Genomic DNA, 25,770 nt, shown 5'->3' on the forward strand with positions numbered 1-25,770 from the left:
CCTTTCGACGAGTACGCGCCGTCGGCGTTCCGGCCTGGTGCGGTGGAGTCGATCCGCGCGAAGGAGCGTCGAAATCACGGCGCTGACGCGGAGGAGGCTATCCACAGGGGGTCCGGTTCCGTCACGGAACCGGCCGGACACGGCGGGTGCGCAGCGGATGGCGTAGCGCACGGCCGCGGCCCCGGGCCGGCTCCGGCGTCCGAACGGAGTACGGGCCCGGCGGCGTGTCGGCGTGCCCGCCGCCCCGGTCCCGGCCCTGCCGCTGTAATGAGGCCCGGCAGGACGGAGTCCGATGCACGAGATGTCGATCGCCATGGCCGTCGTGGACCAGGTGGCGGAGGCGGCCCAGGCCGGAGCGGCACGCTCCGTGAGCCGTGTGGAGCTGGAGATCGGGGAACTGGCCGGGGTCGTCCCCGACGCGCTGGCCTTCTCCTTCGAACTGGCCCGCAGCGGTACGCCCCTGGAAGGCGCCGAGCTGGTCACCCGCTCCGTGGCGGCCCGCGCCCGCTGCGCATCCTGCACGGGGGAGTGGGCCGTCGGCATGCCCCCCGACCTGTCCTGCCCCGGCTGCGGCAACGGGACCGCCGTGGAGCTCCTGACGGGGCGTGAACTGCGGATCCTGCGCGTGGTCTGGGAAGACGCCCCCGAACCGATCCCCGAGGAGGCCTGACCGTGTGCCGAGTGGTCGACCTGCGACAAGCGGTGCTCGCCAAGAACGACGGGGCCGCGCAGGCCCTGCGCGCCGCACTGACCGCCCGCGGAACGGCGGTGGTCAACCTGCTCTCCAGCCCCGGCAGCGGGAAGACGGCCCTGCTGGAGCGCGAGCTGACCCTCGCCCGGGAGCGCGGGGTGCCCGCGGCCGCGCTGACGGCCGACCTGGCGACGGAGAACGACGCGACCCGGCTGGCCCGTTCGGGCGTCCCGGTCCGCCAGGTCCTCACCGACGGCCTGTGCCACCTCGAAGCCGACATGCTGGGCCGCCACCTGGACGGCTGGCTGCCCGAGGGCACCCGCCTGCTGTTCGTCGAGAACGTCGGCAACCTGGTCTGCCCGGCCTCCTACGACCTGGGCGAGTCGCTCCGCGTGGTCCTGGCCTCGGTGACGGAGGGCGAGGACAAGCCCCTCAAGTACCCGACCGCCTTCGGGCTCGCCCAGCTGGTGGTCGTGACCAAGACCGACATCGCGGAGGCCGTCGGGTTCGACGAGGAGGCCTTCCTCGCGAACGTCCGACGGGTCAACCCGGGCGTGGAGATCCTGCGCACCTCGTCCCGCTCGGGCGAGGGAACGGGCCTCCTCCTGGACCGCGCCCTCGACATCGCGGCCGGCGCCCGCCCCCACACCCCGGTGATGTCCCGGCAGCCCGACGGCCACACCCACGGTCACGGTCACCCGCACGGCCACACCCACACCCACACCCACACCCACCCGGCCCCCGCCACCACGGCCGGGCCGCGCTGATGGAGGCTGCGGAACGCCGCCGCGTCACCGTCCGCGGTGTGGTCCAGGGCGTCGGCTTCCGCCCGTACGTGTACACCCGCGCCACCACCCTGGGCCTGGCGGGCCACGTCACCAACACCCCCGACGGCGTCGTCGCCGAGGTCGAGGGGTCCCCGTCGGCGGTGGCGGCGTTCTGCGAGCGGCTCGCCGCCGACGCCCCGCCCCTGGCCGTCGTCGACACCGTCGACCACCGCCCGGTGCCCCTCGCCGGCGGCGCCGGGTTCACCATCATCGCCTCCCGCACCGGAGGCCCGCCCCGCACCCTGGTCTCCCCGGACACCGCCACCTGCGCCGACTGCCTCGCCGAACTCGCCGATCCGGCCGACCGCCGCCACCGCCACCCGTTCATCACCTGCACCCACTGCGGACCGCGCTTCACCATCGTCACCGGGCTGCCCTACGACCGCGCCCACACCACCATGGCCCGCTTCCCCATGTGCCCGGACTGCGCCCGCGAGTACGCCGACCCCGCCGACCGCCGCTTCCACGCCCAGCCCGTCGCCTGCCCGGCCTGCGGCCCCCGGCTGAGCCTGCTCACCGGCCGGCCGCCGCGCAGGGCGGCCGCCGCCGACCCCGTCGCGGAGGCCCGCAGGCTGCTGGCGGACGGCGCCGTCCTCGCGGTGAAGGGCCTCGGCGGCTACCACCTCGCCTGCGACGCGGGCAACGCCGGGGCCGTGGCCGAGCTGCGGCGCCGCAAGGACCGCGGGGACAAGCCCTTCGCCCTGATGGCCCGGGACCTCCCGGACGTCGAGCGCCTGGCCGAACTGGGCCCCGAGGAGCGGGAACTGCTCACCGGACCCGCCCGCCCCGTCGTCCTGCTCCGGCGCCGCGCCGCCGCACCCGGGCCGGCGGACGCCGTCGCACCGGGCAGCCCCGACCTGGGCGTGATGCTCCCGTACACCCCCGTCCACCACCTGCTGCTCGGCCTGCCCGGCGACCCCCCGGGCCCCCGCCTGCTCGTGATGACCAGCGGCAACCTCTCCGGCGAGCCCATCGTCACGGACGACGCCGAGGCCCTGGAACGCCTCGCCGGCCTCGCCGACGCCTGGCTCACCCACGACCGCCCCATCCACGTCCCCTGCGACGACTCCGTCGTCCGGGTCTGCGACGGCGAACCCCTGGTCCTGCGGCGCTCGCGCGGCTACGCCCCCCTGCCGGTCCCCCTCCCGCTGCCCGTCCCGCCCACCCTCGCCGCCGGCGGCGACCTCAAGAACGCCTTCTGCCTCGGCGAGGGCCGCCGCGCCTGGCTGTCCGCCCACATCGGCGACATGGACGACCTCGCCACCCAGGACGCCTTCGCCCACGCGCAGCGGCAGCTGTCGGCCCTCACCGGGGTCGCCCCCGCACGGCTCGCCGCCGACCGCCACCCCGGCTACCGCTCCACCCGCTGGGCGCGCGACCACGCGGAGGGCCGCCCGCTGGTCCCCGTCCAGCACCACCACGCCCACATCGCCTCCGCCCTGGCCGAACACGGCCTGGACGGCGGACGGCGGGTGATCGGCGTCGCCTTCGACGGCACCGGGTACGGGGACGACGGCGCGGTGTGGGGCGGCGAGGTCCTCCTCGCGGACTACGCCGGCTACACCCGCTTCGCCCACCTCGCCTACGTCCCGCTGCCCGGCGGCGACGCCTCCGTGCGCCGCCCGTACCGCATGGCCCTGTCCCACCTGCGCGCCGCGGGCCTCGGCCGGGAACCGGACCTGCCGTGCGTCGCCGCCTGCCCGGCGGACGAACTGCGGGTACTGGAGACCCAGTTGGAGCGGGGCCTGAACTGCGTGCCGACGTCCAGCATGGGCCGGCTCTTCGACGCCGTCTCCTCGCTCGCCGGGGTCTGCCACTACTCCGGGTACGAGGCCCAGGCCGCCGTCGAACTGGAGGCCGCCGCACTCCAGGCCCCGCCCGGCGGCCGCGCGTACGCCTTCGGCCTGCGGCTGCCCGCCCCCGGGACGGCGCGCCCGGTCGTCGCCGACCCGGCTCCCGTCCTGGCCGCCGCGGTGGCGGACCTACGGGCCGGTGCGGGCCGCCCGCTGGTCGCGGCCCGCTTCCACGCGGCGGTCGCGGACCTGGTCGCCGACCTCTGCGTGCTCGCCCGCGCCGCGCACGGCCCGGACACCGTCGCCCTGACCGGCGGGGTCTTCTGCAACACCCTCCTCTCCTCCGCGTGCGCCCGGACGCTGCGCGCGCGGGGGTTCACCGTCCTGCGGCAGCACCGGGTGCCGCCCAACGACGGCGGACTGGCACTCGGCCAGCTCATGGTGGCGGCCGCGGCCGCCACCGCCACGCAACACCCACCACAAGGAGAGGCCCATGTGCCTGGCGGTACCCGGCAGAGTGCTTGAGATCGGGGAGAGGGACGGCACCCGGATGGCCACCGTCGACTTCGGCGGCGTACAGAAGGAGGTGTGCCTGGAGTACCTCCCGGACCTCCGGGTGGGCGAGTACGCCATCGTGCACGTGGGCTTCGCCCTCCAGCGGCTCGACGAGGAGTCGGCCCGCAAGACCCTCGACCTCTTCTCCGAACTCGGCATGCTCCAGGAGGAGTTCGGCGACCCCTGGGAGCAGGCGGCCCGGCTGGGCGAGGGGGATCCTCCCTTCGCCGAGGACCGGGAAGACGAAGGGTACGAGGACGAGGACGACGACGAGCGCCGGGCCGGGGAGACCCCGGCCGGCGCGGCGGAGACGCGGAAGGAAGCCCGGCGGTGAAGTACATCGAGGAATTCCAGGACCCCGGCCTGGCCCGCAGGATCCTGGACGACATCCACGCGACGGTGACCCGCCCCTGGGCCCTGATGGAGGTCTGCGGAGGGCAGACCCACACCATCATCCGGCACGGCATCGACCAGCTCCTCCCCGAACAGGTGGAGTTGATCCACGGCCCCGGCTGCCCCGTGTGCGTGACCCCCCTGGAGGTCATCGACAAGGCCCTGGAGATCGCCTCCCGGCCCGGGGTCGTCTTCTGCTCCTTCGGGGACATGCTCCGCGTCCCCGGAACCGGCCGCGACCTCTTCCAGGTGCGCAGCGAGGGCGGCGACGTACGGGTGGTGTACTCGCCCCTCGACGCGTTGAAGATCGCCCGGCAGAACCCGGACCGCGAGGTGGTCTTCTTCGGCATCGGCTTCGAGACCACCGCCCCGCCCAACGCCATGACGGTGTACCAGGCCCGCAAGCTCGGCATCACCAACTTCAGCCTGCTCGTCTCCCACGTCCGGGTGCCCCCGGCCATCGAGGCGATCATGCGCTCGCCCAGCTGCCGCGTCCAGGGCTTCCTCGCCGCCGGGCACGTGTGCAGCGTCATGGGCACCGCCGAGTACCCGGACCTCGCGGCACGCCACCGCGTTCCGATCGTGGTGACCGGCTTCGAGCCGCTGGACATCCTCGAAGGCGTACGGCGGGCCGTACGGCAGCTGGAGCGCGGCGAGCACACGGTCGAGAACGCCTACCCGCGCGCCGTCCGCCCCGAGGGCAACCCCGCCGCGCTCGCCATGCTGGCGGACGTCTTCGAGGTCACCGACCGGGCCTGGCGCGGCATCGGGGTCATCCCCGACAGCGGCTGGCGGCTGTCCGACCGGTTCCGGGAGTACGACGCCGAGCACCGCTTCTCCGTCACCGGCATCACCACCCGCGAGCCGGCCGCCTGCCGCAGCGGGGAGGTGCTCCAGGGGCTGATCAAGCCGCACGAGTGCGAGGCCTTCGGCACGCTGTGCACCCCGCGCAACCCGCTCGGCGCCACCATGGTCTCCAGCGAGGGGGCCTGCGCCGCCTACTACCTCTACCGGCGCCTGGACATCCGGCCCGCGGCCCCGAGGTCCGCCACCACCCCGGCCCGGCCCACCGCCCCGACCGCCCCGCTGGAGGCGAGCCCCGTTGTCTGAGACCGCACTCGACGTCACGGGCTGGACCTGCCCGGCCCCCCTGCGCGACCGGCCCCGCGTGGTGATGGGCCACGGCGGCGGCGGGGCGCTGTCGGCGGAACTGGTCCAGCACCTGTTCGCCCCGGCCTTCGGCGGCGAGGCGCTCGCGCAGCTCGGCGACGCGGCGGCCCTGCGCCTGGGCGGGGTCCGCCTCGCCTTCTCCACCGACTCCTACGTGGTGCGGCCGCTGTTCTTCCCCGGCGGCAGCATCGGCGACCTGGCGGTCAACGGCACGGTGAACGACCTCGCCATGAGCGGGGCCGAGGCCGCCTACCTGTCCTGCGGGTTCATCCTCGAGGAGGGCGTCGAGATGGCCTCGGTCGCCCGGGTCGCCGAGGCCATGGGGGCCGCCGCACGGGCCGCCGGCGTGGAGGTGGCCACCGGCGACACCAAGGTCGTCGAGGCGGGCCACGGCGACGGCGTCTACGTCAACACCGCGGGGATCGGCCTGATCCCGGACGGGGTCGACCTGCGCGCGCAGCGCGTCGTACCCGGTGACGTCGTGATCGTCAGCGGCGAGATCGGCCTGCACGGGGTGGCGATCATGAGCGTCCGGGAGGGGCTGGAGTTCGGCGTGGACGTCGAGAGCGACTGCGCGGCCCTGGGCGGGCTCGTGCGGGCGATGCTCGCGGTCACCCCCGACCTGCACGTCCTGCGCGACCCCACCCGGGGCGGGCTCGCGGCCGCCCTCAACGAGATCGCGGCCGCCTCCGGCACCGGCGTCGTCCTGCACGAGGGGCGCGTCCCGGTCCCGCCGGCAGTGGCGAACGCCTGCGCGATCCTCGGCCTCGACCCGCTCTACGTCGCCAACGAGGGCAAGCTCGTCGCGTTCGTCCCGCGCGAGCACGCCGACGCCGTCCTGGACGCCATGCGCGCCCACCCGCTGGGCCGGCACGCGGCGGTGATCGGCGAGGCCGTCGACGCGCACCCCGGCCTGGTCGTGGCGCGCACCGGACTCGGCGGCACCCGCGTGGTGGACCTGCCCCTGGGGGAGCAGCTGCCCCGCATCTGCTGACCGGGACCCGCCGCCCCGCCCGGCTACCGCTCCGGGCGGGCGTCGTCCGGCCAGCCGTACCCGGTGCGCGGCGGGACGGGTACGGCGCCGACCGCGGCCAGGTCGCGGTCGGCGGCGCGCATCAGCTGGGCGGACAGGTCGTGCATCGCCCGGCTCGCGGCCAGCTCGTCGCCGATGGCGGGGACGTCGACGTCCTGCGGATTGCACCGGGCCCGCCCGCTGCCGGTCAGGGTGGTCCTCCCGTTGTCGAGCACGGCCCGGGCCCTGGTGGTGCCGTCCTCCTCCACGAGGTAGAGGTCCACCCTCCACTCCTCGGCGTGTGTCATGGCCTGCCTCCTCCGTGACGGGCCCCATTCCCAGGATCCCCCCGCACGGACCGCGGGCAAAGTCCGCACGCCCCCTCCGCGGCCGTGAACCCCGCCGCGGGGTCAGGCGGCGGTCCAGCCGCCGTCCATCGGTAGCGAGGCCCCGGTGACGTGCCCGGTGTGCGGGCCGCACAGCCACACGGCGACGGCGGCCACCTCCTCGGGCTCGATCAGCCGCTTGATCGCCGAGCCGCGCAGCAGCACCTCCTCGACGACCCGCTCGGGCGGCAGGCCGTGGGCCCGTGCCTGGGCGGCGATCTGCCGTTCCACCAGCGGGGTGCGGACGTAGCCGGGGTTCACGCAGTTGCTGGTCACCCCGTGCGGGGCCCCCTCCAGGGCGGTGACCTTGCTCAGTCCCTCCAGCGCGTGCTTCGCGGCCACGTACGCGGACTTGAACGCGCTGGCCCGCAGTCCGTGCACGCTGGAGATGTTGACCACCCGCCCCCACCCGCGCCCGTACATGTGGGGCAGGACCCGGCGCAGCAGCAGGAACGGGGCGTGGACCATCACCCGCTGGATCAGCTCGAACCGCTCCGGCGGGAACTCCTCGATGGCCGCGACGTGTTGCAGCCCCGCACTGTTGACCAGGATGTCCACGGAGGCCGGCAGGGCGTCGCAGGCCGCGGGGTCGGCGAGGTCGGCCGGGTGCGCCGCGCCGCCGATCCGCGCGGCCACGGCCTTCGCCGCCTCCGCGTCGACGTCCACGACGTGCACGAAGGCCCCGGCGTCGGCCAGTGCCACGGCGCAGGCGCGCCCGATGCCGCTGCCGCCGCCGGTCACCAGGGCCACCCGGCCCTCGGGTCCGGGCCCCGCCGGGCCGCCGGTCCGCGCCCGGCCGGGCTCCGTGCCGCCGGACGCGCTGCTGGAAGATCCGCTCGTCATGGTCCGAACGTTAGGGACCGGCGCGGCCGGTGCCGATGTGCGCCGGACCCACACTCCGTGCGCCGCCCATGGCGGAGAACGCCACCGGCGCAGCCGGCGTCACGCCGGCGCCGGGGACTCCGGGCCGTGTCGGGACCGGGTCAGGAGGTCCGCCAGCCGGGCAGCCCGCCCGACGGAGGACGGCCGGCCATCACCTGGGCCAGGTGGTGGAGGATCTCCTCCGCCTCCCGGCGGACCTGCCCCGGGACATCGCCGCGCTCGCGTACGAGCCGGTCGTAGATCGGCGCTTCACTGCTGGTGCTGCTCACTTAGGACGTCGCTCCCCTGAAGCCGGCACCGGCGGCCGGGCGGCACAAGTGTAGGTGGCGGAATCCCGGCACCCGAACACAGGTCGGTACGGGCGCCGGGGCAAAGGCCTGAACAGGGGGCAAAGCGGAACTCAGGGGCAGGTGGTTCCGTCCGCCGGTGTGGTCCCGTCGACGAGGAAGGCGTCGATGGTCCTGGTCGCGCAGCCGTCGTTCCCGTAGACACCGTGGCCCTCGCCCTTCACCGTCAGACCGACGCCGACGCCCCGGCCGAGCGCGTCGGCCATCCGCTTCGCGCCCTCGACCGGGGTGGCCGGGTCGCCGGTGTTGCCGACGACGAGGATCGGGGCCGCGCCCTCGGCGGCCACCTGCGGCCGGTCGGAGGTACCGCGCACCGGCCAGTCGGTGCAGACCAGCAGGCCCTTCGCCAGGGACGGGCCGAAGACCGGGGAGGCGGAGCGGAAGGCGGGCTCCTGGGCCCGCATCTCGTCCACGGTGTAGCGGCGGCCGGTGTCGGCGCAGCCGATCGCCGTGTGGGCGGCGTCGGTGTTGTCGTAGCGGCCGTCCTGGCCGCGCCCGCTGTAGGCGTCCGCGATGGCGAGCAGGCTGTTCCCGGTGCCCAGCTGCCGCAGCTCGTACAGCCCCTGGACCAGGTAGTCCCAGGTCTGCTTGTCGTACAGGGTGGCGGCGATCCCGGTGAGCGCCGCGTCGGAGGTCAGCTTGCGGCCGCTCTTCGTGGGCGCGGGCCGCTTCTCCAGCTTCTCCAGCAGTTCCGCGATCCGCCGGTTGCCCTCGGCGGTGTCGGCGCCCGTGGGGCACTTGGCGGCGTACTTGTCGCGGCAGAACTCCATGGCGTGCTCCAGCGCCAGCTGGAACCCCTTGGCCTGGCCGAGGCCCGCCTGGAGCTCGTCCGAGGTGGGGTCGACCACGGCGTCGAACACGGTGCGGCCGACGTTCTTCGGGAACAGGTGCGCGTAGACGCCGCCCAGCTGGGTGCCGTAGGAGATGCCGAAGTAGTTCAGCCGGGCCTCGCCGAGGACGTGGCGCATCAGGTCCATGTCGCGTGCGGTGTCGGCCGTGCCGACGTGGGGGAGGACCTTGCCCGAGTTCCGCTCGCAGGCCTGCGTGTAGGTCCGGACGGCGGAGAGCGGGTCGTCGCCGGCGGGGCCGGGCCCCTCGTCCAGGGCCTTGTCGTCCAGGCAGGTGACCGGGGCGGTGTTGCCCACGCCGCGGGGGTCGAAGCTGACCAGGTCGTAGACGGCGCCCAGCTTCCCGTAGTCCTTCGCCGCGTGCGGGAGCGTCTTCACGCCCGAGGCGCCCGGGCCGCCGAAGTTGTACACCAGCGAGCCGACGCGCTTGCCGGCGTCGGTGGCCTTCTTGCGGATGAGCGCCACGTCCAGGGTCTCGCCGTCGGGCTTCGCGTAGTCCAGGGGCGCCTTCATCGTGGCGCACTCCCAGCCCGCGCCGGGGGCCTTGCCGCCGCCCTGGGCGGCGGAGGGCGCCGGGCAGGGCGCCCAGGCCGGCTTCTGCCCGGTCAGGGCGGCGGGCAGCGCGGCAGGCGGGGCGGCGGGGGCGCTCGCCGGGGCCGGGGGCCTGAGCGCCGCCGGAGCCCCGCCACCGCCGTCACAGGCCGCCAGGACGGGGACCGCCAGCAGGGCGGCGGCGGTGAGGACCGCCGTCCGTGCGGGGCGGCGTACGGGGTGGGGCATGCGGGAGCTCCTGGTGGCGCGGGCGGCGTCGGTGCCGTCGGGTAAACGGATGGCAAACTATCCGATCGGTCTCCGGGCGGTGCCCCCGGGGTCGGCGGTGTGGCCGCCGCAGCAGCGTCGCCGAAGCTGAACAGTCGGATGATCGGACTGTTACGGTCGGGTCATGCCCGAACTGATCGCCCCCTCCCCGCACCTGCACTCCTCCTGGCTCGACGCGCAGGCGGAATGGGGCGTCGACGCCCACATGGACGGCGCCGGACTGGGCTCCGCCGACGACGTGGAGACCCCCGGGGGCTTCGAGGCCTGGACCGCCCGCCTGCGCCGCCAGGCGGACCGCACGGCGGCGGTCGAGGACGGCCGCGTCCACGCCACGTACTGGTGGATCGCCGAGGGCGACACCTACCTGGGCGCCATCGACCTGCGCCACTACCTCAACGCCTTCCTCCTCGACGCCGGCGGCCACATCGGCTACAGCGTCCGCCCCTCGGCGCGCCGGCGCGGCCTGGCCGGCTGGGCGCTGGACCGGGTCCTGTACGAGGCCCGCCTGATGGGCATGGACCGGGTCCTGCTGACCTGCGACCCCGGCAACGAGCCCTCGCAGCGCACGATCGAGCGGTCCGGCGGCGTCCTGGAGGACGTCCGGGAGACCCTGATAGGGCCCAAGCGCCGCTACTGGGTCACCCTCTGACGGGGACTCGACCCACTCGCCCCGCCGGTCACGGCCGCCCCCCGCGTCCCGCTCGCTACAGTGCGGTACACCCCGTACGTGGGGGAGGCGGAACGGACCGTACCCGCTCCGGCCCCGTCCAGGACCGTGAGAGGCAGCCCGCATGCCCGACCCCGCCCCCGACGGACGGCGCCGGGCCCGCCTGCGGAGCCCCGGCCCGGCGGCCCGGACGGCCCTGGCGTCCTCGACCGCGTTCGCGCTGCTCGCGCTCTGGGTGACCCTGGCCCCCGCCGGGCCGCTGCCCGGGGACCCGGGCCCGCACGCCTGGTCCCTCGTGCACCGGCCGGCCCTCGGCCTGGCCGTGGCCCGGGCGGTCACCGCCACCGGCACCGGGGTCCTGCCGTACGTCCTGGTCGTCCTGGCGGGCCTGTGGGCCGGCCGCGGGACCCGGCAGCGCCTCCTGACGGCGGCCGCGTTCGCCCTGTGCCTCGCCGGCGGGCAGGCCGTGCGGTACACGGTGATGACCCTGATCGCCCGGCCGCGGCCCCCGGCCGCCGACTGGGCCACCCACGCCGGGAACTGGTCCTTCCCGTCCGGCCACGCCACGACGGGGGCCCTGGTCGCCGGACTCCTGCTCGCGGCGCTCGCCCTGCGGGGCTCCCCGGGCCCGGCCCGGACGGCTGCCGCCGTGCTGATCGTCGCCTGGGGTGCGGCGGTGGGGCTCAGCCGGGTCTACCTCGGCGTGCACTGGCCCTCGGACGTGCTCGGCGGCTGGCTGCTGGCCACCGCCTGGCTGTCCCTCGCCGCCCTCACGGCCCGCCGCGGGCCCGCCACCGGAACGTAGGCGGCGGGGCCCCGGGGGGAGGCCGTCAGCGGACGTCGCGCTCCGGCAGGTCCACGTCGGCCGGAGCGGAGGAGAAGCTGCGGGCCTTCGCCGCGGGGGCCGGCTTCTTGCCGCAGAACGCCCCCTCCAGGGTCGCGCCGAGCGCGGTGTTCGCGGCGCCCCGGTTCGAGGTGTTCGCCATGGCGGTGAGGCTGCGCTTGCCGTCGCGGGTGGTGAACGCGTACGTGTAGAAGCCCTGCACCGTGCCCGTGTGCCCGTACACCGAGGTGCCGCAGGACAGGTCGTACCGGCGCAGGCCCAGCCCGTAGAAGCGGGTCTTGGCCGCGTCCGTCGGGGTCATGACCAGCATCTCGTCCAGCAGCTTCGGCGCCACCAGCCTGCCGCCCACCAGCGCGGACATGAACGTGCTGAGGTCCGCCGGGCTGGAGATCATCGCACCGGCCGACTGCGCCCAGGACACGGTCTGCTCGGTGGAGTCGACCAGCGGGGCGCCGGCCTCGTCCGGCGTGAGGTAGCCGTGGGTGTGCAGACCCGCGATCTCCGTGCCGGGGTGCACGTACGCGGTGTCGCGCAGCTTCAGCGGCTTGATGATGCGGCGCTCGTACTCCTTGGCGACCGGCTTCCCGGTGGCCTTCTCGATCAGCATGCCGACGACCACGAAGTTGGTGTTCGAGTACTGGTACGAGGCCCCGGGCTCGGTCGTCCTGGGCTCGGCCAGCGAGAGGTTCACCAGCTCCTGGTAGCTGAACACCTTGTTGCGGACGGCCTCGAAGCCGGGGACGGTCTTGTCGAACATGGCGTTCGTGTAGTCCGACAGCCCGCTGCGGTGGGTCAGCAGGTGGCGCACCGTGATCCGGTCGTCGGGCAGCAGCCCCGGCAGGTAGTGGTTGACCGGCGTGTCCAGCTCGATCTTCTTCTCGTCCACCAGCTGGAGCAGCACGACGGTCGAGAAGGTCTTGGTGACGCTGCCGATCCGGAAGCGGGCCCGGGTGTCCATGGCCGCGCCCGTGACCTTGTCGCTCACGCCCTCCGTCGCGCTCAGGGCCCGGCCGCCCTCGGCGATCCGGGCCAGCGCGCCCGGGGCTCCGGCGGCGAGGGTGTTGCGCAGCGCCTGGTCGACGGCCTCCATGTCCGGAGCCGGCAGCGCGGGGCCGGCGGTGCGCAGGGCCTCGGCGGAGGGGGCGGTGGCGGCCTGCGCGGCGGTGGCGGGCGCCACGCCGGCGACCACGGCCAGCAGGGCGGCGCCGACGGCCAGGCGACGGTTCAGGGGGCGGCGGTTGGCGGACAGGGGCACGTTGCTCCTCGGCTCGGTGGGGTGCGGTTCCCGGGCCCCCGGAGGCAGCCGGGGTGATCATGAGCCTACCGAGGCCGCCGGGGTCGCCTGATGCGCCGTCATCGCGCAGGCGGCCGAAAGTCGTTGTCCGTTCGTACGAGTGCTCCGGCGCGGCGGCCCGTGTGCCCGGTGGGGGACACGGCCGGTGCGGGGGGCGTGCTCCGGCCGTGGCGCGGCGGTGGCGCCCGTGGGCGGGGGAGGTCCGAACCGGTGGGCCGGCCGCCCGGCCGGCGCCCGGCGGCGCCGGGCGGCCGGAGGCGAGCCGAAATATGATGTGCCTGGGTCTTTCGCACAGCGGGAGCAGAGAGGCAGATGGACGTACCCGGGAGTGGTCCGTGACCCCGCGCCGGCGGCACCCCCGGCCGGCCAGCGCCGATCTGCTGACCACGCTGGGGCGGCTCACCGCCCAGGCGCGGGAGGGCGCCCAGCTGCACCACACCCGGGTCGAACTGGCCGAGGCCATCCAGCTCGAGATGCTGCCCGCCACCCTTCCCGTCCTGCCGGGGCTGCGGGCCGCCGCCCGGTACGCGCCCGCCCAGCACGGCCTGGACATCGGCGGCGACTGGTACGACGGGTTCCGGCTGCCCGAGGGCGCCCTCGCCTTCTCCATCGGCGACGTCCAGGGGCACGACGTCGCGGCCGCCGCCTTCATGGGCCAGGTACGGGTCTGCCTGCGCGCGGTGTCGGCCGTCGTCTCCGACCCCGGAGAGGTCCTGGGCCGGGCCAACGAGGTGCTGCTCTCGCTGGACTCCGAGCTGTTCGCCACGTGCAGCCTGCTGCTCTTCGACCCGGGCACGGGTGAGCTCCAGGGCGCCCGCGCCGGCCACGTCCCCGCGGTCTGGGCCACCGTCGACGGCCGCCACGGCATCGCCGAGGACGCCGGCGGGCCGCCGCTGGGCCTGGTCCCCGGGGCGGGGTACGGGGTCACCCGGCGCAGGCTGACCGCCGCGGGGTCCATCGTGCTGCTGACCGACGGGGTGGTGGAGGGACCGTCGTTCCCCATCGAGGAGGGGCTGGAGCGGGTGTCCCGGATCGTGCGGGAGGCGGCGGGCGGCGACCCCGACGAGCTGGCCGCCGAGGTGATGAAGGTCGCCGACTCGACCGGCCACGCCGACGACGCGGCCGTCCTCGTCCTCAGCCACGACGGCCCGGACGCCCTGACCGACTCCGACGGCCGCGACGGCCCGGACGCCCCGGCCGGCTCCGAAGGCCAGACCGGCTCCGACGGCCCGAACGGCTCCGACGGGCGGGGCGGGCGCGGCGCCGCGGGGGTCTGACCCGCGGGCCGTCACCCGCCCCGCGGCGGGGCCCGTCCGCCCCGCCGTCCCGGGCCCGCCCGCCGCGCGCGCGTGTCACGCCCGGCCGGGACGGCCCGCCTGTTGTCTGATGCTGGGGTGCGCACCCTGGAATGGCGGCGTCCGTGGGGAACGCTCCTGCTGGTCCTCGCCCTCGCCGCCGCCTACTACGCGACCGGCCGGCTCGGACTGCTGCGGCAGGTGGTGGTCGACGGCGCGGTCGTCACCCCCCTGTGGCTGCCCACCGGGATCGCACTGACCGCCCTGCTCCGGTTCGGTCTGCGGGTCTGGCCGGGAATCGCCCTCGGAACCTACCTCTCCATCGAGCAGCTCGCCGCGTTCCACCTCGCCGACCTGGGCATCGTGGCCGGCAACGTCCTGGCGCCGGTATGCGCCCTGCTGTTCCTGCGCAGGGCTGGATTCCGCCCCGAACTGGACCGGCTGCGCGACGGACTGGCGCTGGTCTTCCTGGGCGGACTGCTCCCGATGCTGATCAGCGCGACCGCCGGGACCGGCACGCTCGTGCTCACCGGGAACCTGCCGGCCGACAGCTTCTGGCCGACCTGGTCGGCCTGGTGGGCGGGGGACACGATGGGGGTGCTGCTGGTGACCCCGCTGCTGCTGGCCCTCCGCTGGACGGGGCCGCCCCGCGACCCCTACCGGGTGGCCGAGGCGGTGGCGCTGACGGTCGCCACCGTCGTCACGACCGTTCTCGCCACCCACAGCGCCCTGTCCCTGCTGTTCCTGGTCTTCCCCCTGCTCATCTGGGCCGCGGTGCGCTTCCAGCTGGCCGGGGCGGCGCCCTGCGCCCTGCTGGTGTCCGTCCTGTCGATCTGGGCGGCGACCGACCACGCCGGCCCCTTCGCCGAGCACAGCCTCCTGGAGGTCATGGTCAACCTCCAGGCCCTCAACGGCGCGGCGGCGCTGACCGGGCTGCTGCTGGCGGCGCTGGTCACCGAGCAGAACAACGTGCGGCTGAAGATCGAGGAGGCCTGCGAGGAGCTCGCCGAGGTGGTCGCCCACCTCTCTCCGGGCGACAGGGGCGACGGCCCTCCCGGCCGGCTCTAGCCGGAGCCGGAGCCGGAGCCTGCGGTATTGCTGCGCACCTCCTTGACTCCTCAAGTTTTTTTCATATCCTTGAGGAGTCAAGGAGGTAGCAATGAGTGATGCGCTGGATGTGTCCCTGCGCTTGGTGAAGGCCCAGACCGCCCTGGTGCGCCGGTTCGACTCCCGTCTGGGAGCCCTGTACGGGGTGAGCCTGGCCGACTTCCTGGTGCTGCTGCACCTGGGGCGGGCCGAGGGCGGCCGGATGCGGCGGGTGGACCTCGCCGGGGCGCTCGGGCTCACGGCCTCGGGCGTGACCCGCGGGCTGGCCCCCCTGGAGCGGATCGGCCTGGTGGAGCGCGAGACCGACGCCCGCGACGCCCGCGTGGCGTACGCGGCCCTCACGGACGCCGGGCGCGAGCGGCTGGCCCACGCCCTCAAGGCCGCCGAGCAGGTGGCCGCGGACGTCTTCGGCGCCCCGGAGTGGGCCGACGGCGACCTCGGGGAACTGGGCGGCCTCCTCACCCGCCTGGGCGGCGCCGGCCTCCCCGAGGACCACGCCCCGCAGGCCTGAACCCCGCCGCCGGGGCCGCCGCCCGCCCGGGACGGCCCCGGCGCCCCCGGTGCCGTACGGCGCCCCGACCCCGCGGGCAAGCGGAGCCGCGCCCTCAGGGGAACGGTGGTTTACGGGCCGGGGGAGTTCGGGTCACACCCGGTGCCACCTGGGTGAACAGGCGTGGAACAGCTACGAGTTGGCGTTGACCGTGCCCGCTCTACGCGCGTTGTGTGGGGCGCATGAGGATTCCCCCACGCATCGCGTCCATCGCCGCCGCGGCCGCCGTCGCCGCCACCCTGTTCACCGGTCAGGCCGCCGCGGCCGCCCCGGCCCCCGCACCCGCCGCCGTGGCCTCGGTCGGCAGCGTCTGCTACTCCGCGCTGCCCGACGAGGCGTACGACACCCTCGAACTCATCGACCAGGGCGGCCCGTTCCCCTACTCCCAGGACGGGATCGTCTTCCAGAACCGCGAACGGGTGCTGCCGGCCCAGACCACCGGCTACTACCACGAGTACACCGTGATCACCCCCGGCTCGCCGACGCGCGGCGCCCGACGGATCGTCACGGGCCGGCAGTACCAGGAGGACTACTACACCGCCGACCACTACGCCACGTTCCGGCGCATCGACTTCGGCTGCTGACACGGCAGTCGCAGCACCGCCTGAAGTCCTGCGCCGCCTCCCCCGCCGCCGAGGGGGAGGCCCGGGTCCCCCGTCCCCGTGCCGTCATGACTACTGTGTGGGGTGCACACGCATCGGCGTGTGACCGTGCAAGGCAACACGTGCATTCAGGGGGATTGCAATGGCGCTTGGTACCGAAACGGTGGACCTGCTGGAGCTGGGTCCGGACTTCGTCCGCGACCCGTACCCGGTCTACGCGCAGCTGCGCGCGCGCGGACCCGTCCACCACGTCCGTACGCCCGACGGCGAGGAGCTGTGGCTGATCGTCGGGTACGAGGCCTGTCGCACGGCCTTCAACGACCCGCGGCTGAGCCGCGACTGGCTCCGCTCCGGCGACATCAGCCAGATCATCAACGTCGAGCAGGACAATCCGGCGCTGGCCCACATGCTGATGGCCGACCCGCCGCACCACACCCGGCTGCGCCGCCTGGTGGCCCGGGCGTTCACCCCGCGCCGCATCGAGGAACTGGCGCCGCGCATCCAGCAGATCACCGACGAACTGCTCGACGCCATGGAGGCGAACGAGGAGCGCCGGACCGACCTCCTGGAGGCCCTGGCCTTCCCGCTGCCGATGACCGTCATCTGCGAGCTGCTCGGTGTTCCGGGCCTGGACCGCGACGCCTTCCGCGCCTGGTCCAACGAGGCGGTCGCCCGCACCAGCCCGGAGGCCGAGGCCGCCGCGTACGAGGGGATGATCGGGTATCTGACCGGTCTCATCGACGCCAAGCGCGCCGAGCCCGGCGACGACCTGCTCAGCGCGATGATCCACGCCGTCGACGAGGGCGGCGACCGGCTCTCGCCGTCCGAGCTGATCGGCATGTCCGTCCTGCTGCTCATCGCCGGCCACGAGACCACCGTGAACATGATCGGCAACGGGATGCGCGCGCTCTTCGCCCATCCCGACCAGCTCGCCGACCTGCGCGCGGACCTCGGCCTGCTCGACGGCGCGATCGAGGAGATGCTCCGCTACGACGGCCCCGTCGAGACCTGCACCGAGCGACTCGCCCTGGAGGACGTGGAGATGGGCGGCGTGGTGATACCCAAGCGCTCCACCGTCCTGATCGCCATGGCCGACGCGGACCGTGACCCGGCCCGCTTCGAGGACGCCGACCGCTTCGACATCCGCCGCGACGCCCGCGGCCACATCGCCTTCGGGCACGGGCTGCACTACTGCCTCGGCGCCCCGCTCGCGCGTCTGGAGGGCCGGATCGCCCTGCGCTCGCTGCTGGAGCGCTTCCCGGAGCTCACCGGTGACGCCGACGAGGCGAAGCTGCCCTGGGTCCCCGGCATGCTGATCCGCGGGGTCAAGGAGCTGCCCGTCCGCTGGTGAACCGGGTCCCGGGGCCCCGTTCCGCGGGGCCCCGGTGCCGGTGCTACTCGGCGGCGGCCGACAGGTGCTCCTCCGCCGCCAGGACCGCCTGGTGCGTGCTGGGCCGGCCCATGAGCACGCACAGGGTGTAGGCGACGTCGTCCATCGCCCGCAGGGTGCCGGGGTCCGTCGGGGCGGCAGCCAGACGGGCCTGGCAGCCGCGCAGCCGGGACAGCACCTCCTCGGTGCGCAGCCGGCTCGGCAGGATCCCCACCGCCTGGACCGTGCCCGGGCGGACCGGGCCGCGGGCCGCCTCCAGGGACCGGCGCAGGGCCCGCTCGATCCGTACGGGCATCGGCATGCCGAGGGTGCCGGCGACCATCGCGGCCGCCACCTCCACCGCCGTGACGCGGGCCAGCTCGGCCGCCCCCAGCAGGATCTGTTTCGCCTCGCGCACCGAACAGGGGGCCGCCGCCATCAGCAGCCCCACCGCCCACGTGTGGGTCGGGCCCTCGCCGGGCGGCCCTCCCCGTGCGGGAGCGACCTCGGCCGGGAGGGCCGGGGACGGCGGATCACCAGGAGGCGCCACGAGAGGATCCCTTCAGCCCGAGGCCGCGCACTGCGACGACGAGAAGCACGTCAGGACTGCCCGCCCCTCGCGGGACGTGTCCCCTCACACGCTGACACACCCGGTGGCGATCCGCATCGCGTGCCCGGCCGGGCACGGCGGTCTCAGAACTCCGAGTTGGCGAACCAGAGGTCCAGCAGCTCCCGGTCCCCGAGGGCCTCGACCGTCGCCGCCGAGCGGTCCAGGCGGCCGTAGAGCAGGAGGAGGAGGTCGGCGGCCGGGGCGCGGACCACGGCCTCGGCGGGTTCCTCGTCGGCGGTGCCCCCCGGGACCGTGCCGAAGCCGTCGGGGCGCAGCCGGACCAGCCACGAGCCGTCCGTGTCGGTGCACTCGAAGCGGATGCTCCGGTCCGCTCCGCGCAGGTTGGCCACCTTCGGGGCGAAGAGGGCGGCGAAGGGCAGGTTGGCGAGGAACTCGTCCACGCCGTCCCGGGCCTGCGCGAGCCCGACGGCGGAGGGCAGACCCAGCGCCCGCTCCGCGTCGACCCGGTGGACCAGCGTCTCGAACAGCATCCGGCGCACCCAGAAGCGGGCGTGCCCGTCGGCGCCCCAGACCCACATGGGCGCGTCCGGGTCGGTGTTCGCGAACACCTCCGCCGCCTCGGCGGCGCCCTGCTCCAGCCAGTCGGCGTACCCGTCCGCCCGCTCCGGCAGCCGCAGGTCCACGTCACGGCTGGTCGGCGGTGCCTGGATGCGCCGGCGCAGCAGCACCGAGAACCAGCGGTGCACGCTTCCGGCGTGCCGGGCCAGGTCGGTCAGGTTCCAGCCGGGGCAGGTGGGGACGGGGGCCGTCATGTCGGCGCCCCGGAGCAGGTCCGCGAACCGGGCGGTCTCCGCCGCCACGGCCGCCCGGTGGTCGAGCTGGTCGGCTGTGTTCATGATGGGGAGCCCTTCCGGCCTGTCGGATCATTGCCCCAGGCACTCTTTCACAGCCCGGACGCCGGCCCTCCACCGGCTCCGCCGCCTTCGAGCTCCCAGAGGCGGGCCAGGTGCGCGTGCAGGACCTCCTGGGCCCCGTCCGCGGTGAGGTGCCCGATGAGCACGTGCGCGGTGAGGCCGTCCGCGAGGGCGAGCAGGGCCCGGGCCTCCCGCCGCGGGTCGAGGGGCACGGGCAGGGGGCGGCCCCCGGCCGCTTCCCCGAGCAGCCGGGCGAACAGCGCCTCCAGCGCCGCGTAGTTCGTCCTGAGCGTCTCGGCCAGCGGGGCGCTGACCGCCGCCTGGGCGACGAACGCCAGCCAGACCCGGGCCTCCGCCCGGTGCTCCCCGCGCAGCAGGGCGACCTCCGTGGCCGCGTGGCCCAGGGCGGAGGCGGCCGACTGGGCCGGGCTGCGCACGAGCCGGGCCCGCACCCGTTCGCCGACCCGTTCGCCGATCTGCCCGAGGGTGAACAGCAGCATCTCCTCCTTGGTGCGGAAGCACCGCTGTACGGCGCCCATCGACACCCCGGCCCGCCCGGCGACGTCGCGCAGGGTCACGCCCTCCAGTCCGCTCTCGTCTGCGAGCCGGCACACCGCCTCGGCGATCAGCCGGCGCCGCTCCTCGTGGTCCACCTGCCTGGGCATGTCCTCCGCCTCCCTGTCCGCCGCACTGGCCCGCAGTTTATTCGATGCGTTTGCATCGGTTCCCGTATATGGTTCCGATGCAAGCGCATCGAAACGAGGACGGGAGCGTACGAGCCATGCGGGAAGAGCTCTGGAGGATGACGGCCGCCGCGCAGGCGGGAGCCGTGCGCGGCGGCGAGGTGTCCGCCGCCGAACTGGTCGAGAGCCATCTGGCGCGCGTCGCGCAGGTCAACCCCCGGGTGAACGCCGTCACCCAGCTGATGGCGGAACGGGCCCGCGCGGACGCGGCCCTGACGGACCGCCGGCGCGCCGCGGGCGAGGAACTCGGGCCCCTCGCCGGCGTTCCCTTCACGGTGAAGGAGACCACTCCGGTCGAGGGCGTGCCGACCACCTTCGGCGTGCCCCGCTTCCGCGACCTCGTCGCGGCGGCCGACGCGCCCCCCGTGGCCCGCCTCCGCGCCGCCGGGGCCATCCCGATCGGCCACGCCAACATGCCCACCCTGATCCTGGCCGGGATGCACACCCGCAGCGAGCTCTTCGGCGACACCGCCAACCCCTGGGACCCGACCCGCACCCCGGGAGGCTCCAGCGGCGGCGACGCGGTGGCCGTCGCCACCGGCATGGCCGCCCTCGGCCTCGGCAACGACTCCGGCGGCTCCATCCGCGTCCCGGCCCAGTTCTGCGGGGTCGCCGGACTCAAGCCGACCACCGGCCGCTTCCCCGCCGACCACCGCGTGCTCGGTCCCGACGACCCCGGCCCGGCCTCCCAGGCCCTCGTCACCGACGGCCCGTTCGCCCGTACCGTGGCCGACCTCCGCCTCGCCTACGAGGCCCTCGCCGGCGCCGACCCCCGCGACCCGAGGGCCGTGCCCGTGCCCGCGTACGGCCCCGCGCTGCCCGGCCCCGTGAAGGTCGCGGTGGTGGCCGACCCCGGCGGCCGCGGGATCCACCCGTCGGTGCGCGCCGCCGTCGCCGACGCGGCAGCCGCGCTCGCCGACGCCGGGTACGAGGTGTGCGAAGTCCCCGACGTACCCCGCCTGGACGAGACCCTCGACGCCTACGACCGCATCACGATCACCGAGTTCGCCCCGACCTGGCCGGTGGTCCGCACCCTCCTCGGCGAGGGCGGCGACCGCTACGTCCAGAGCGTCATGGAACGCACCCCGCCCGCCACCGCCGACGAACTCGTGCGCCTGATGGGCACCTGGCTGGGCATCCGGCGCTCCTGGGCCGAGTTCCTGGACGCGTACCCGCTGGTCCTCGGCCCCTCCTTCACCGAGCCGCCGGTCGAGCCGGGGCTGGAGTCACGCGACCGGGCGGGCCGGGACCGGGTGGCCTCCGGCATGCGCCTGTGCACCGCGACCAGCTTCGTCGGCGTCCCCGCCGTGGCCCTCCCCACCGGACTGCGCGACGGGCTCCCCGCCGGCGTGCAGATCATCGGACGGGCCTTCCGCGAGGACCTCTGCCTGGCCGCCGCCCAGGCCGTCGAGGACCGCCTCGGCGTCCTCACACCGGTCGACCCCCGTACCGCCGGCCGGGCTCTTCCGGCACCGGGGCCCGTCCGCGGCTAGGGCCCGGTCGCGGCGACGGTCGCCGGAGTCGGGCCGTCGGGGCGGACCGTGATGCTGTACGCGGCCCCGCCCGGCACGGAGACGAAGGACGGGGTGTACCGGGGCAGCAGGTGCTCCAGCAGCACCGTCGACTCCCGCAGCGCGAACTGCGTGCCCAGGCAGGCCCGGGGCCCGATCCCGAACGGCAGGTAGGCCCCCGGCCGGCCGGGGCGGCCGGCCCCTGCCGCGAAGCGCCTCGGGTCGAAGCGCTCCGGATCCGGCCACAGCAGCGGATCGCGGTGCGTCAGGTACGGGCAGACCAGCACGTCGCTGTCCGCCTCCACCGCGTACCCGGCCACGGTGTCCGCCTCCGCCGTGTACCGGGGCAGGATCCAGGCGGACGGGTAGAGGCGGAGGGTCTCGGAGACCAGCGCCCGGACCGCCTCCCCGCGCTCCGGGGAACCCTCGGGCCCCGCCGCCAGGGCCTCCCCGCGCGCCTGCGGATGCCGGTCGAGCAGCAGGTACAGCCAGGTGAGGGTGGTGGCGGTGGTCTCGTGCCCGGCCACCAGCAGGGTGACCAGCTCGTCGCGCACCAGCCGGTCGGTGTACTCGGGGCGCTCCCGCGCGGCCCCGGCCAGGATGTGGAGCAGCCCCGGCCCGTCGGGCCCGGCCTCCCCGCGCCGCGCGGCGGCCACGGCCTCCTGCGCCACCGCGTCGATCCGGGCGAGGTCCGCGGCCACCGAGCCCCGCGCCTCCGCGGCATCGGCCGGCAGGCTCGGCAGCGCCGCCACCACGGCCGCCACGGAGGCCAGTTCGCGGGCGGTCGCAGGATCCAGGGGGTGGCCGGTGAGGGAGCGCCAGATGGTGTCGAGGGCGAAGCGGCGCATCTCCTCCCCGACGTCGAAGACCTGCCCGGTGCGCGCGTAGCCGGCCCAGCGCCCGGCCGCGGTCCGGGCCGCCCCGGCGATCCGCCGCTCGTAGCGGCGCATCCCCGTCCCCGTGAACTGCGACTGGAGCAGCCGCCGCTGCCGCTTCCAGGCCTCGCCGGTCGCGGCCAGCACCCCGTCGCCGATCAGCAGGCGGGCGCGGTGGGAGCGCTTGACGTACCGGTCCGGATGCAGGGCCAGCACGTGCTGCACCGCCTCCGGCGCGGTGACCAGGACGGTGGGCCGCGGCCCCAGCCGGACGGAGGCCACCCCGCCGAGCCGCTCCCGCACCCGTGCCAGCAGGTCGATCAGCTCCCCGCCCCCGGCGCGCCACGACTCCACGGCCGCGCCGTCCAGTTCGGGCACGGGCCGGCCGCCCGGTCCGTTCGGCTGCTGGGGGAGCTGCGCGGGGGCGGCGTCTGTGGCCACGGGGCTTCTCCTGTCCGGCCGGCGGCCCGGCCGTCGAGAGGTGCGGGTCATCACGGACTGTACGCGGACGGATGCCGCCCCACCCGCCGTACGGATCTTCTGGCGCGGCCCCGGGCCGCATACGATCCTGCGCGTACACCGCCGTACGAACCAGGGGGCCCGCGTGTCCGACGTGAAGACCGAACTCGACGAGCTGATGGGCGCGTTCCTCGGCGCGTTCACCAACACCGCAGGCGCCGTCCCCGACGTCGACGCCGTCCGCAGGGTGTTCATCCCCCAAGGGATGATCATCAAGAACGTCGGGGGCGAGCCCGTCGTCCACGACCTCGACTCCTTCATCGAACCCCGGCGCCGGATCCTCACCGACGGAACGCTGACGGAGTTCTCGGAGTGGGAGGTCGCCGAACGCACCGAGATCTTCGGGTCGATCGCGCACCGCTTCAGCGCGTACCGCAAGTCCGGCCGCCTCGACGGGCAGTGGTTCGAGGGCGAGGGCCGCAAGACCACCCAGTTCGTCCGCACCCCGGACGGCTGGCGGATGAGCGCGATGGCCTGGGACGACCTCTAGGCCGTCCCTTCCGGATCACTCCGGGCCCTCGGCCGCCTCCGGCAGCTCGTAGATCCTTCCGTCGACGCCCGCCCGGTACAGCCGGCCCGCCGCGAAACCCCGGCCGCCGCGCCCGTACACGATCTGCGTGGACAGCCGCAGCTCCGGTCCCGACGCGGCGGCGCACAGCGCCCCGGCCTCGACCCGCCAGACCTCTCCCGCCGCGTGCGTGGCGATCAGCGGCCGCCCCCGCCCGTCGAGGGTGAGCCCGTCCGGCAGCGCCAGGGCGTCGGCCCCTGCGGCCGAGACCCAGCGCCGCGGCCGCCCCGGGTCCGCGACGGGGATCCGGTACACCCCGGGCGAGAGGGTCGTCCGGACCACGTACACCTCGGTCCCGTCGGGGGACACGGCGATCCCGTTGGGCTGCGGGATCCGCGCCCACGCCGGGTCCACCCGGCCGTCGGGGGTGACGCGGCCGATGCCCGAACCGCCCAGGGTCGTCGTGTAGACGGTCCCGTCGGGGGCCGCCGCGACCCCGTCGACACCGCCGAGCCCCGAGGCGTACACCCGGACGGCCCCGCTCTCCGGGTCCACCTCCAGGAGCTTCGAGACCGGCAGCAGGTCCCCGGTCAGCGAGTGGGCCGCGTCGTTGCCGGTGCCGACGAGGAGCCGGCCGTCCTCGCGCACCACGATCCCGCCGTTGGCGCCGATGTTCCCGGTGAGCGCGACGGGCGCCGCCCCCGGCGCGTCGATGCGGTACACGCGTCCGCCGAAGTAGCCGGTGGCGAACATCCGGCCCCGCCGGTCCACCGCGATCGACTCGACCCAGTCCGGGACGTACGCCACCTGCACCGGCGCGCCCGAGGCGGCGGCCGGGCACCGCGGCGCGGCCTGCGCCGGCGCGGCGGGGACGAGGGCCCCCGCTCCCAGCGCCCCCAGTACGGCCAGCAGCGCGACACCGCGCCCGCGCCGGCGCGCGGCCGCGCGCGCCACCCCGTTCGACCCCATCGGTTCCCCTCCCCGGGCGTTGCGGTCCGCCCCGTGCAGTATCGGTCCGCACGCCGTTGCGGACGACGGCCTCCCGGGCCAACTCCCGGCGCGAAGCGGCCGGAACCGCTCGCCCGGACGCCGCGCACCGGGCGCCTGCGGCAACCACAGGGGCTCATGTGACGATGGCCCCGGCACATCCGCACCACATGGGGGGACCATGCGCACCCGTACCACCACCGCCGGCCCGGCCGCCACCCTCGCAGCGCTGCTCGCCCTCTCCGGGTGCACCTCGTCCGACGGCGCCCCGCACGCGTCGAGCCCCCCGGCGGCCGCTCCCGCACCCGTGCAGGGCGGCGGCTCCGGGTACGAGGGCCCGCGCCCGCAGGACCAGAACCTGCTGGCCTGGACCGGCGACCCCAACGACGCGGGCCACGTCACCGCCCAGTCGGCCGCGGGGGTCGGCGGCCGGATCACCCTGGTGCGGATCGGCCTGCGCGAGCAGATCACCTGGTCCAACGTCTGGCTGGGCCTGGCCGGCGTCGACCCGAACGCGCAGCTCTCCAACTGCTACCTCGGCGTGTACGACGCCACCGGCAAGCTGGTCGCGTCCACCGCCGACATCTCGCCCCAGCTGATGACCGACGCGGTGGCCAAGCCGCTGCCCTTCACCAAGCCGTTCACCGCCGCCGGCGGCACCTACTTCATCGCCCTCCTGCTGAACGGCAACTGGGCCACCAACGCCCTCACCCTGAAGGCCACCGGCGCCGGCATCTCCGTGAACGCGGGCCTGACGCCCCCGGCCCTGCGCTACAGCACGGTCCTGACCGGGCAGACCTCGCTGCCGCCCGCCCTCAACCTCTCCGAGCAGTCCACCAGCACGATCAACACCGGCTGGGGCAGCCAGTGGTACGGCATCTCCTGACGCCGTACCACCGCGGCTCCCACCGCCGGTCTCAGGAGGGCTTCGTCAGGGAGAAGGGCGTGACCGTCACCTTGTTGTCGCACTCGGCGAACTGCCCGTCGTCCATGCCGATCTGGTGCGAGCCCGCGCCCGGTACGCGGATGACGAGGCTGGGGAAGACGACGGGCGTGGAGCCGGACACGCAGTAGCCGTCCGCCTCGCCCTGGACGTTGACGAACGTCAGCTTCGTCCACGCGCGGGCGCCCGGGGTGAGCGACACCGGGGCGGCCGTACCGCTGTTGGTGGTGGCCAGGGGCAGGTTCTTGTCGGGGGCGCCGTTGCCGGCGCCGGCGACCTGCGGGAACCCGAGCAGGGTGCAGGTCGAGAGGCTGGTGACCGACACGACCACCGCCCCGGTCCCGGTGCCGGGCGGGCGGACGTCGGCCTGGTGGGCGGGGGAGACCCGGACGTCCTCGATCGTGCAGGCCTTGGCCTTGCCGCCGCCTCCGGCCGACGAGGGCGTCGGCTTCGCGGAGCCCCCGCCCCCGGTGGAGGAGGAGCCGCCGGAGGAGGAGCCCCCGGATCCGCCCGCGGGCGTGGCCGTTGCCGTTGCCGACGCCGGGGGTGCGGGCGGCGCGGACGGCGGGGCGGCGGCGCCCGCGTCGCCGGTCGGGCCGCAGCCCGTCATCAGGGCGGTGGCCGCCGCGGCCGCCGCCAGCGCCGTGGCGGTGCGCCGAAGACCTGCTGTGTACTGCATGGGATGCTCCCGTGGCTCACGACCGGTTCCGCGCCGGCTCTCGCGTCGGCGGACACGCGCCGCGGTCCG

27 protein-coding genes are annotated in these 25,770 nt (G+C 75.3%); 16 read left to right on the forward strand and 11 right to left on the reverse strand.

The annotated features are described in order from the left end of the window. Nucleotides 1-292: 292 nt before the first annotated feature. The 6 genes from AB0469_RS02085 to hypE are packed head-to-tail and all read left to right on the forward strand — an operon-like array spanning nt 293 to nt 6,423. Nucleotides 293-670 (forward strand): hydrogenase maturation nickel metallochaperone HypA, encoded by a 378-nt coding sequence (locus AB0469_RS02085; RefSeq protein WP_366449362.1) that lies wholly within the window; start codon nt 293-295, stop codon nt 668-670. A 2-nt stretch (nt 671-672) separates the two neighbouring features. Then, on the forward strand, nt 673-1,458 hold the full coding sequence (gene hypB / locus AB0469_RS02090; protein WP_366449363.1) for a hydrogenase nickel incorporation protein HypB: 786 nt from the start codon (nt 673-675) through the stop codon (nt 1,456-1,458). Continuing rightward, nucleotides 1,458-3,836: a carbamoyltransferase HypF gene (gene hypF / locus AB0469_RS02095; protein ID WP_366449364.1), complete on the forward strand. Its 2,379-nt coding sequence runs from the start codon at nt 1,458-1,460 to the stop codon at nt 3,834-3,836. The genes hypB and hypF overlap by 1 nt, the downstream gene beginning before the upstream one ends. Continuing rightward, nucleotides 3,805-4,200 carry a HypC/HybG/HupF family hydrogenase formation chaperone gene (locus AB0469_RS02100; protein ID WP_366449365.1) on the forward strand — a complete coding sequence of 132 codons (396 nt, stop codon included), beginning with the start codon at nt 3,805-3,807 and terminating at the stop codon, nt 4,198-4,200. Before hypF ends, AB0469_RS02100 begins: the two co-directional genes overlap by 32 nt. Further along, nucleotides 4,197-5,369: a hydrogenase formation protein HypD gene (hypD, locus tag AB0469_RS02105; protein WP_366449366.1), complete on the forward strand. Its 1,173-nt coding sequence runs from the start codon at nt 4,197-4,199 to the stop codon at nt 5,367-5,369. The genes AB0469_RS02100 and hypD overlap by 4 nt, the downstream gene beginning before the upstream one ends. Beyond that, on the forward strand, nt 5,362-6,423 hold the full coding sequence (gene hypE / locus AB0469_RS02110) for a hydrogenase expression/formation protein HypE (protein WP_366449367.1): 1,062 nt from the start codon (nt 5,362-5,364) through the stop codon (nt 6,421-6,423). The genes hypD and hypE overlap by 8 nt, the downstream gene beginning before the upstream one ends. A 23-nt stretch (nt 6,424-6,446) precedes the next feature. On the opposite strand, the gene AB0469_RS02115 is transcribed toward hypE, so the two are convergent. The 4 genes from AB0469_RS02115 to AB0469_RS02130 all read right to left on the reverse strand — a co-directional run bounded on the left by AB0469_RS02115 (nt 6,447) and on the right by AB0469_RS02130 (nt 9,684). Beyond that, the gene (locus AB0469_RS02115; RefSeq protein ID WP_366449368.1) at nt 6,447-6,749 is read right to left on the reverse strand and encodes a DUF1876 domain-containing protein; all 303 of its coding nucleotides are present in this window, start codon (nt 6,747-6,749) and stop codon (nt 6,447-6,449) included. Between the two features lie 102 nt (nt 6,750-6,851). After that, complete coding sequence (locus AB0469_RS02120) at nt 6,852-7,670, reverse strand: 3-hydroxybutyrate dehydrogenase (protein WP_366449369.1); 819 nt, start codon at nt 7,668-7,670, stop codon at nt 6,852-6,854. A 140-nt stretch (nt 7,671-7,810) separates the two neighbouring features. Continuing rightward, a complete protein-coding gene (locus tag AB0469_RS02125; protein WP_362067758.1) occupies nt 7,811-7,978 on the reverse strand; it encodes a hypothetical protein in 168 nt (55 codons plus the stop codon). Nucleotides 7,979-8,109: 131 nt separating this feature from the next. Continuing rightward, nucleotides 8,110-9,684 (reverse strand): alpha/beta hydrolase, encoded by a 1,575-nt coding sequence (locus AB0469_RS02130; RefSeq protein WP_366449370.1) that lies wholly within the window; start codon nt 9,682-9,684, stop codon nt 8,110-8,112. A gap of 163 nt (nt 9,685-9,847) precedes the next feature. Here AB0469_RS02130 and AB0469_RS02135 point away from each other — a divergent pair, with 163 nt between their 5' ends. Together AB0469_RS02135 and AB0469_RS02140 are read left to right on the forward strand one after the other, a co-directional pair. Further along, entirely contained in the window at nt 9,848-10,372 is a 525-nt protein-coding gene (locus AB0469_RS02135) for a GNAT family N-acetyltransferase (protein ID WP_366449371.1), read from the forward strand. Nucleotides 10,373-10,514: 142 nt separating this feature from the next. Then, nucleotides 10,515-11,195 (forward strand): phosphatase PAP2 family protein, encoded by a 681-nt coding sequence (locus AB0469_RS02140; RefSeq protein WP_366449372.1) that lies wholly within the window; start codon nt 10,515-10,517, stop codon nt 11,193-11,195. A 25-nt stretch (nt 11,196-11,220) separates the two neighbouring features. Here the strand turns inward: AB0469_RS02140 and AB0469_RS02145 are convergent, their stop codons facing one another. Beyond that, nucleotides 11,221-12,489, reverse strand: a complete 1,269-nt coding sequence (locus AB0469_RS02145; protein WP_366449373.1) for a serine hydrolase domain-containing protein — start codon at nt 12,487-12,489, stop codon at nt 11,221-11,223. A 374-nt stretch (nt 12,490-12,863) separates the two neighbouring features. Between AB0469_RS02145 and AB0469_RS02150 the strand changes: the two genes are divergently transcribed. From AB0469_RS02150 to AB0469_RS02170, 5 genes are all read left to right on the forward strand, one after another. Further along, complete coding sequence (locus AB0469_RS02150; protein ID WP_366449374.1) at nt 12,864-13,805, forward strand: SpoIIE family protein phosphatase; 942 nt, start codon at nt 12,864-12,866, stop codon at nt 13,803-13,805. A gap of 117 nt (nt 13,806-13,922) precedes the next feature. Next, nucleotides 13,923-14,891 carry an MASE1 domain-containing protein gene (locus AB0469_RS02155; RefSeq protein WP_366449375.1) on the forward strand — a complete coding sequence of 323 codons (969 nt, stop codon included), beginning with the start codon at nt 13,923-13,925 and terminating at the stop codon, nt 14,889-14,891. 91 nt (nt 14,892-14,982) lie between these two features. Then, on the forward strand, nt 14,983-15,441 hold the full coding sequence (locus tag AB0469_RS02160) for a MarR family transcriptional regulator (protein ID WP_366449376.1): 459 nt from the start codon (nt 14,983-14,985) through the stop codon (nt 15,439-15,441). A 221-nt stretch (nt 15,442-15,662) separates the two neighbouring features. After that, nucleotides 15,663-16,064, forward strand: coding sequence for a ribonuclease domain-containing protein (locus AB0469_RS02165; RefSeq protein WP_366449377.1), 402 nt, complete (start codon nt 15,663-15,665; stop codon nt 16,062-16,064). Nucleotides 16,065-16,224: 160 nt separating this feature from the next. Further along, complete coding sequence (locus AB0469_RS02170) at nt 16,225-17,433, forward strand: cytochrome P450 (protein ID WP_366449378.1); 1,209 nt, start codon at nt 16,225-16,227, stop codon at nt 17,431-17,433. Between the two features lie 43 nt (nt 17,434-17,476). Here AB0469_RS02170 and AB0469_RS02175 read toward each other — a convergent pair whose 3' ends face one another. The 3 genes from AB0469_RS02175 to AB0469_RS02185 form a co-directional block, all read right to left on the reverse strand. Then, nucleotides 17,477-18,001, reverse strand: coding sequence for a DUF5133 domain-containing protein (locus AB0469_RS02175; protein WP_366449379.1), 525 nt, complete (start codon nt 17,999-18,001; stop codon nt 17,477-17,479). Between the two features lie 143 nt (nt 18,002-18,144). Further along, complete coding sequence (locus AB0469_RS02180) at nt 18,145-18,918, reverse strand: maleylpyruvate isomerase family mycothiol-dependent enzyme (RefSeq protein ID WP_366449380.1); 774 nt, start codon at nt 18,916-18,918, stop codon at nt 18,145-18,147. Nucleotides 18,919-18,965: 47 nt separating this feature from the next. Beyond that, nucleotides 18,966-19,601, reverse strand: coding sequence for a TetR/AcrR family transcriptional regulator (locus AB0469_RS02185; protein ID WP_366449381.1), 636 nt, complete (start codon nt 19,599-19,601; stop codon nt 18,966-18,968). A gap of 116 nt (nt 19,602-19,717) precedes the next feature. Here AB0469_RS02185 and AB0469_RS02190 point away from each other — a divergent pair, with 116 nt between their 5' ends. Further along, nucleotides 19,718-21,172 (forward strand): amidase, encoded by a 1,455-nt coding sequence (locus tag AB0469_RS02190; protein ID WP_366449382.1) that lies wholly within the window; start codon nt 19,718-19,720, stop codon nt 21,170-21,172. Here AB0469_RS02190 and AB0469_RS02195 read toward each other — a convergent pair. Further along, a complete protein-coding gene (locus tag AB0469_RS02195) occupies nt 21,169-22,506 on the reverse strand; it encodes a cytochrome P450 (RefSeq protein WP_366449383.1) in 1,338 nt (445 codons plus the stop codon). The genes AB0469_RS02190 and AB0469_RS02195 overlap by 4 nt on opposite strands. Nucleotides 22,507-22,702: 196 nt before the next feature. Between AB0469_RS02195 and AB0469_RS02200 the strand changes: the two genes are divergently transcribed. Then, on the forward strand, nt 22,703-23,074 hold the full coding sequence (locus AB0469_RS02200) for a DUF4440 domain-containing protein (RefSeq protein WP_366449626.1): 372 nt from the start codon (nt 22,703-22,705) through the stop codon (nt 23,072-23,074). A 15-nt stretch (nt 23,075-23,089) separates the two neighbouring features. Here AB0469_RS02200 and AB0469_RS02205 read toward each other — a convergent pair whose 3' ends face one another. Beyond that, nucleotides 23,090-24,061, reverse strand: coding sequence for an SMP-30/gluconolactonase/LRE family protein (locus tag AB0469_RS02205; RefSeq protein ID WP_366449384.1), 972 nt, complete (start codon nt 24,059-24,061; stop codon nt 23,090-23,092). A 199-nt stretch (nt 24,062-24,260) separates the two neighbouring features. On the opposite strand from AB0469_RS02205, the gene AB0469_RS02210 reads away from it, so the two are divergent. Continuing rightward, nucleotides 24,261-24,965, forward strand: a complete 705-nt coding sequence (locus AB0469_RS02210) for a hypothetical protein (RefSeq protein ID WP_366449385.1) — start codon at nt 24,261-24,263, stop codon at nt 24,963-24,965. Nucleotides 24,966-24,996: 31 nt separating this feature from the next. Here AB0469_RS02210 and AB0469_RS02215 read toward each other — a convergent pair whose 3' ends face one another. Continuing rightward, entirely contained in the window at nt 24,997-25,701 is a 705-nt protein-coding gene (locus tag AB0469_RS02215) for a DUF4232 domain-containing protein (protein ID WP_366449386.1), read from the reverse strand. Between the last annotated feature and the right edge of the window lie 69 nt (nt 25,702-25,770).

This window comes from Streptomyces sp. NPDC093801 (genome assembly GCF_040701585.1).
In the GTDB taxonomy this organism is placed as follows: domain Bacteria; phylum Actinomycetota; class Actinomycetes; order Streptomycetales; family Streptomycetaceae; genus Streptomyces.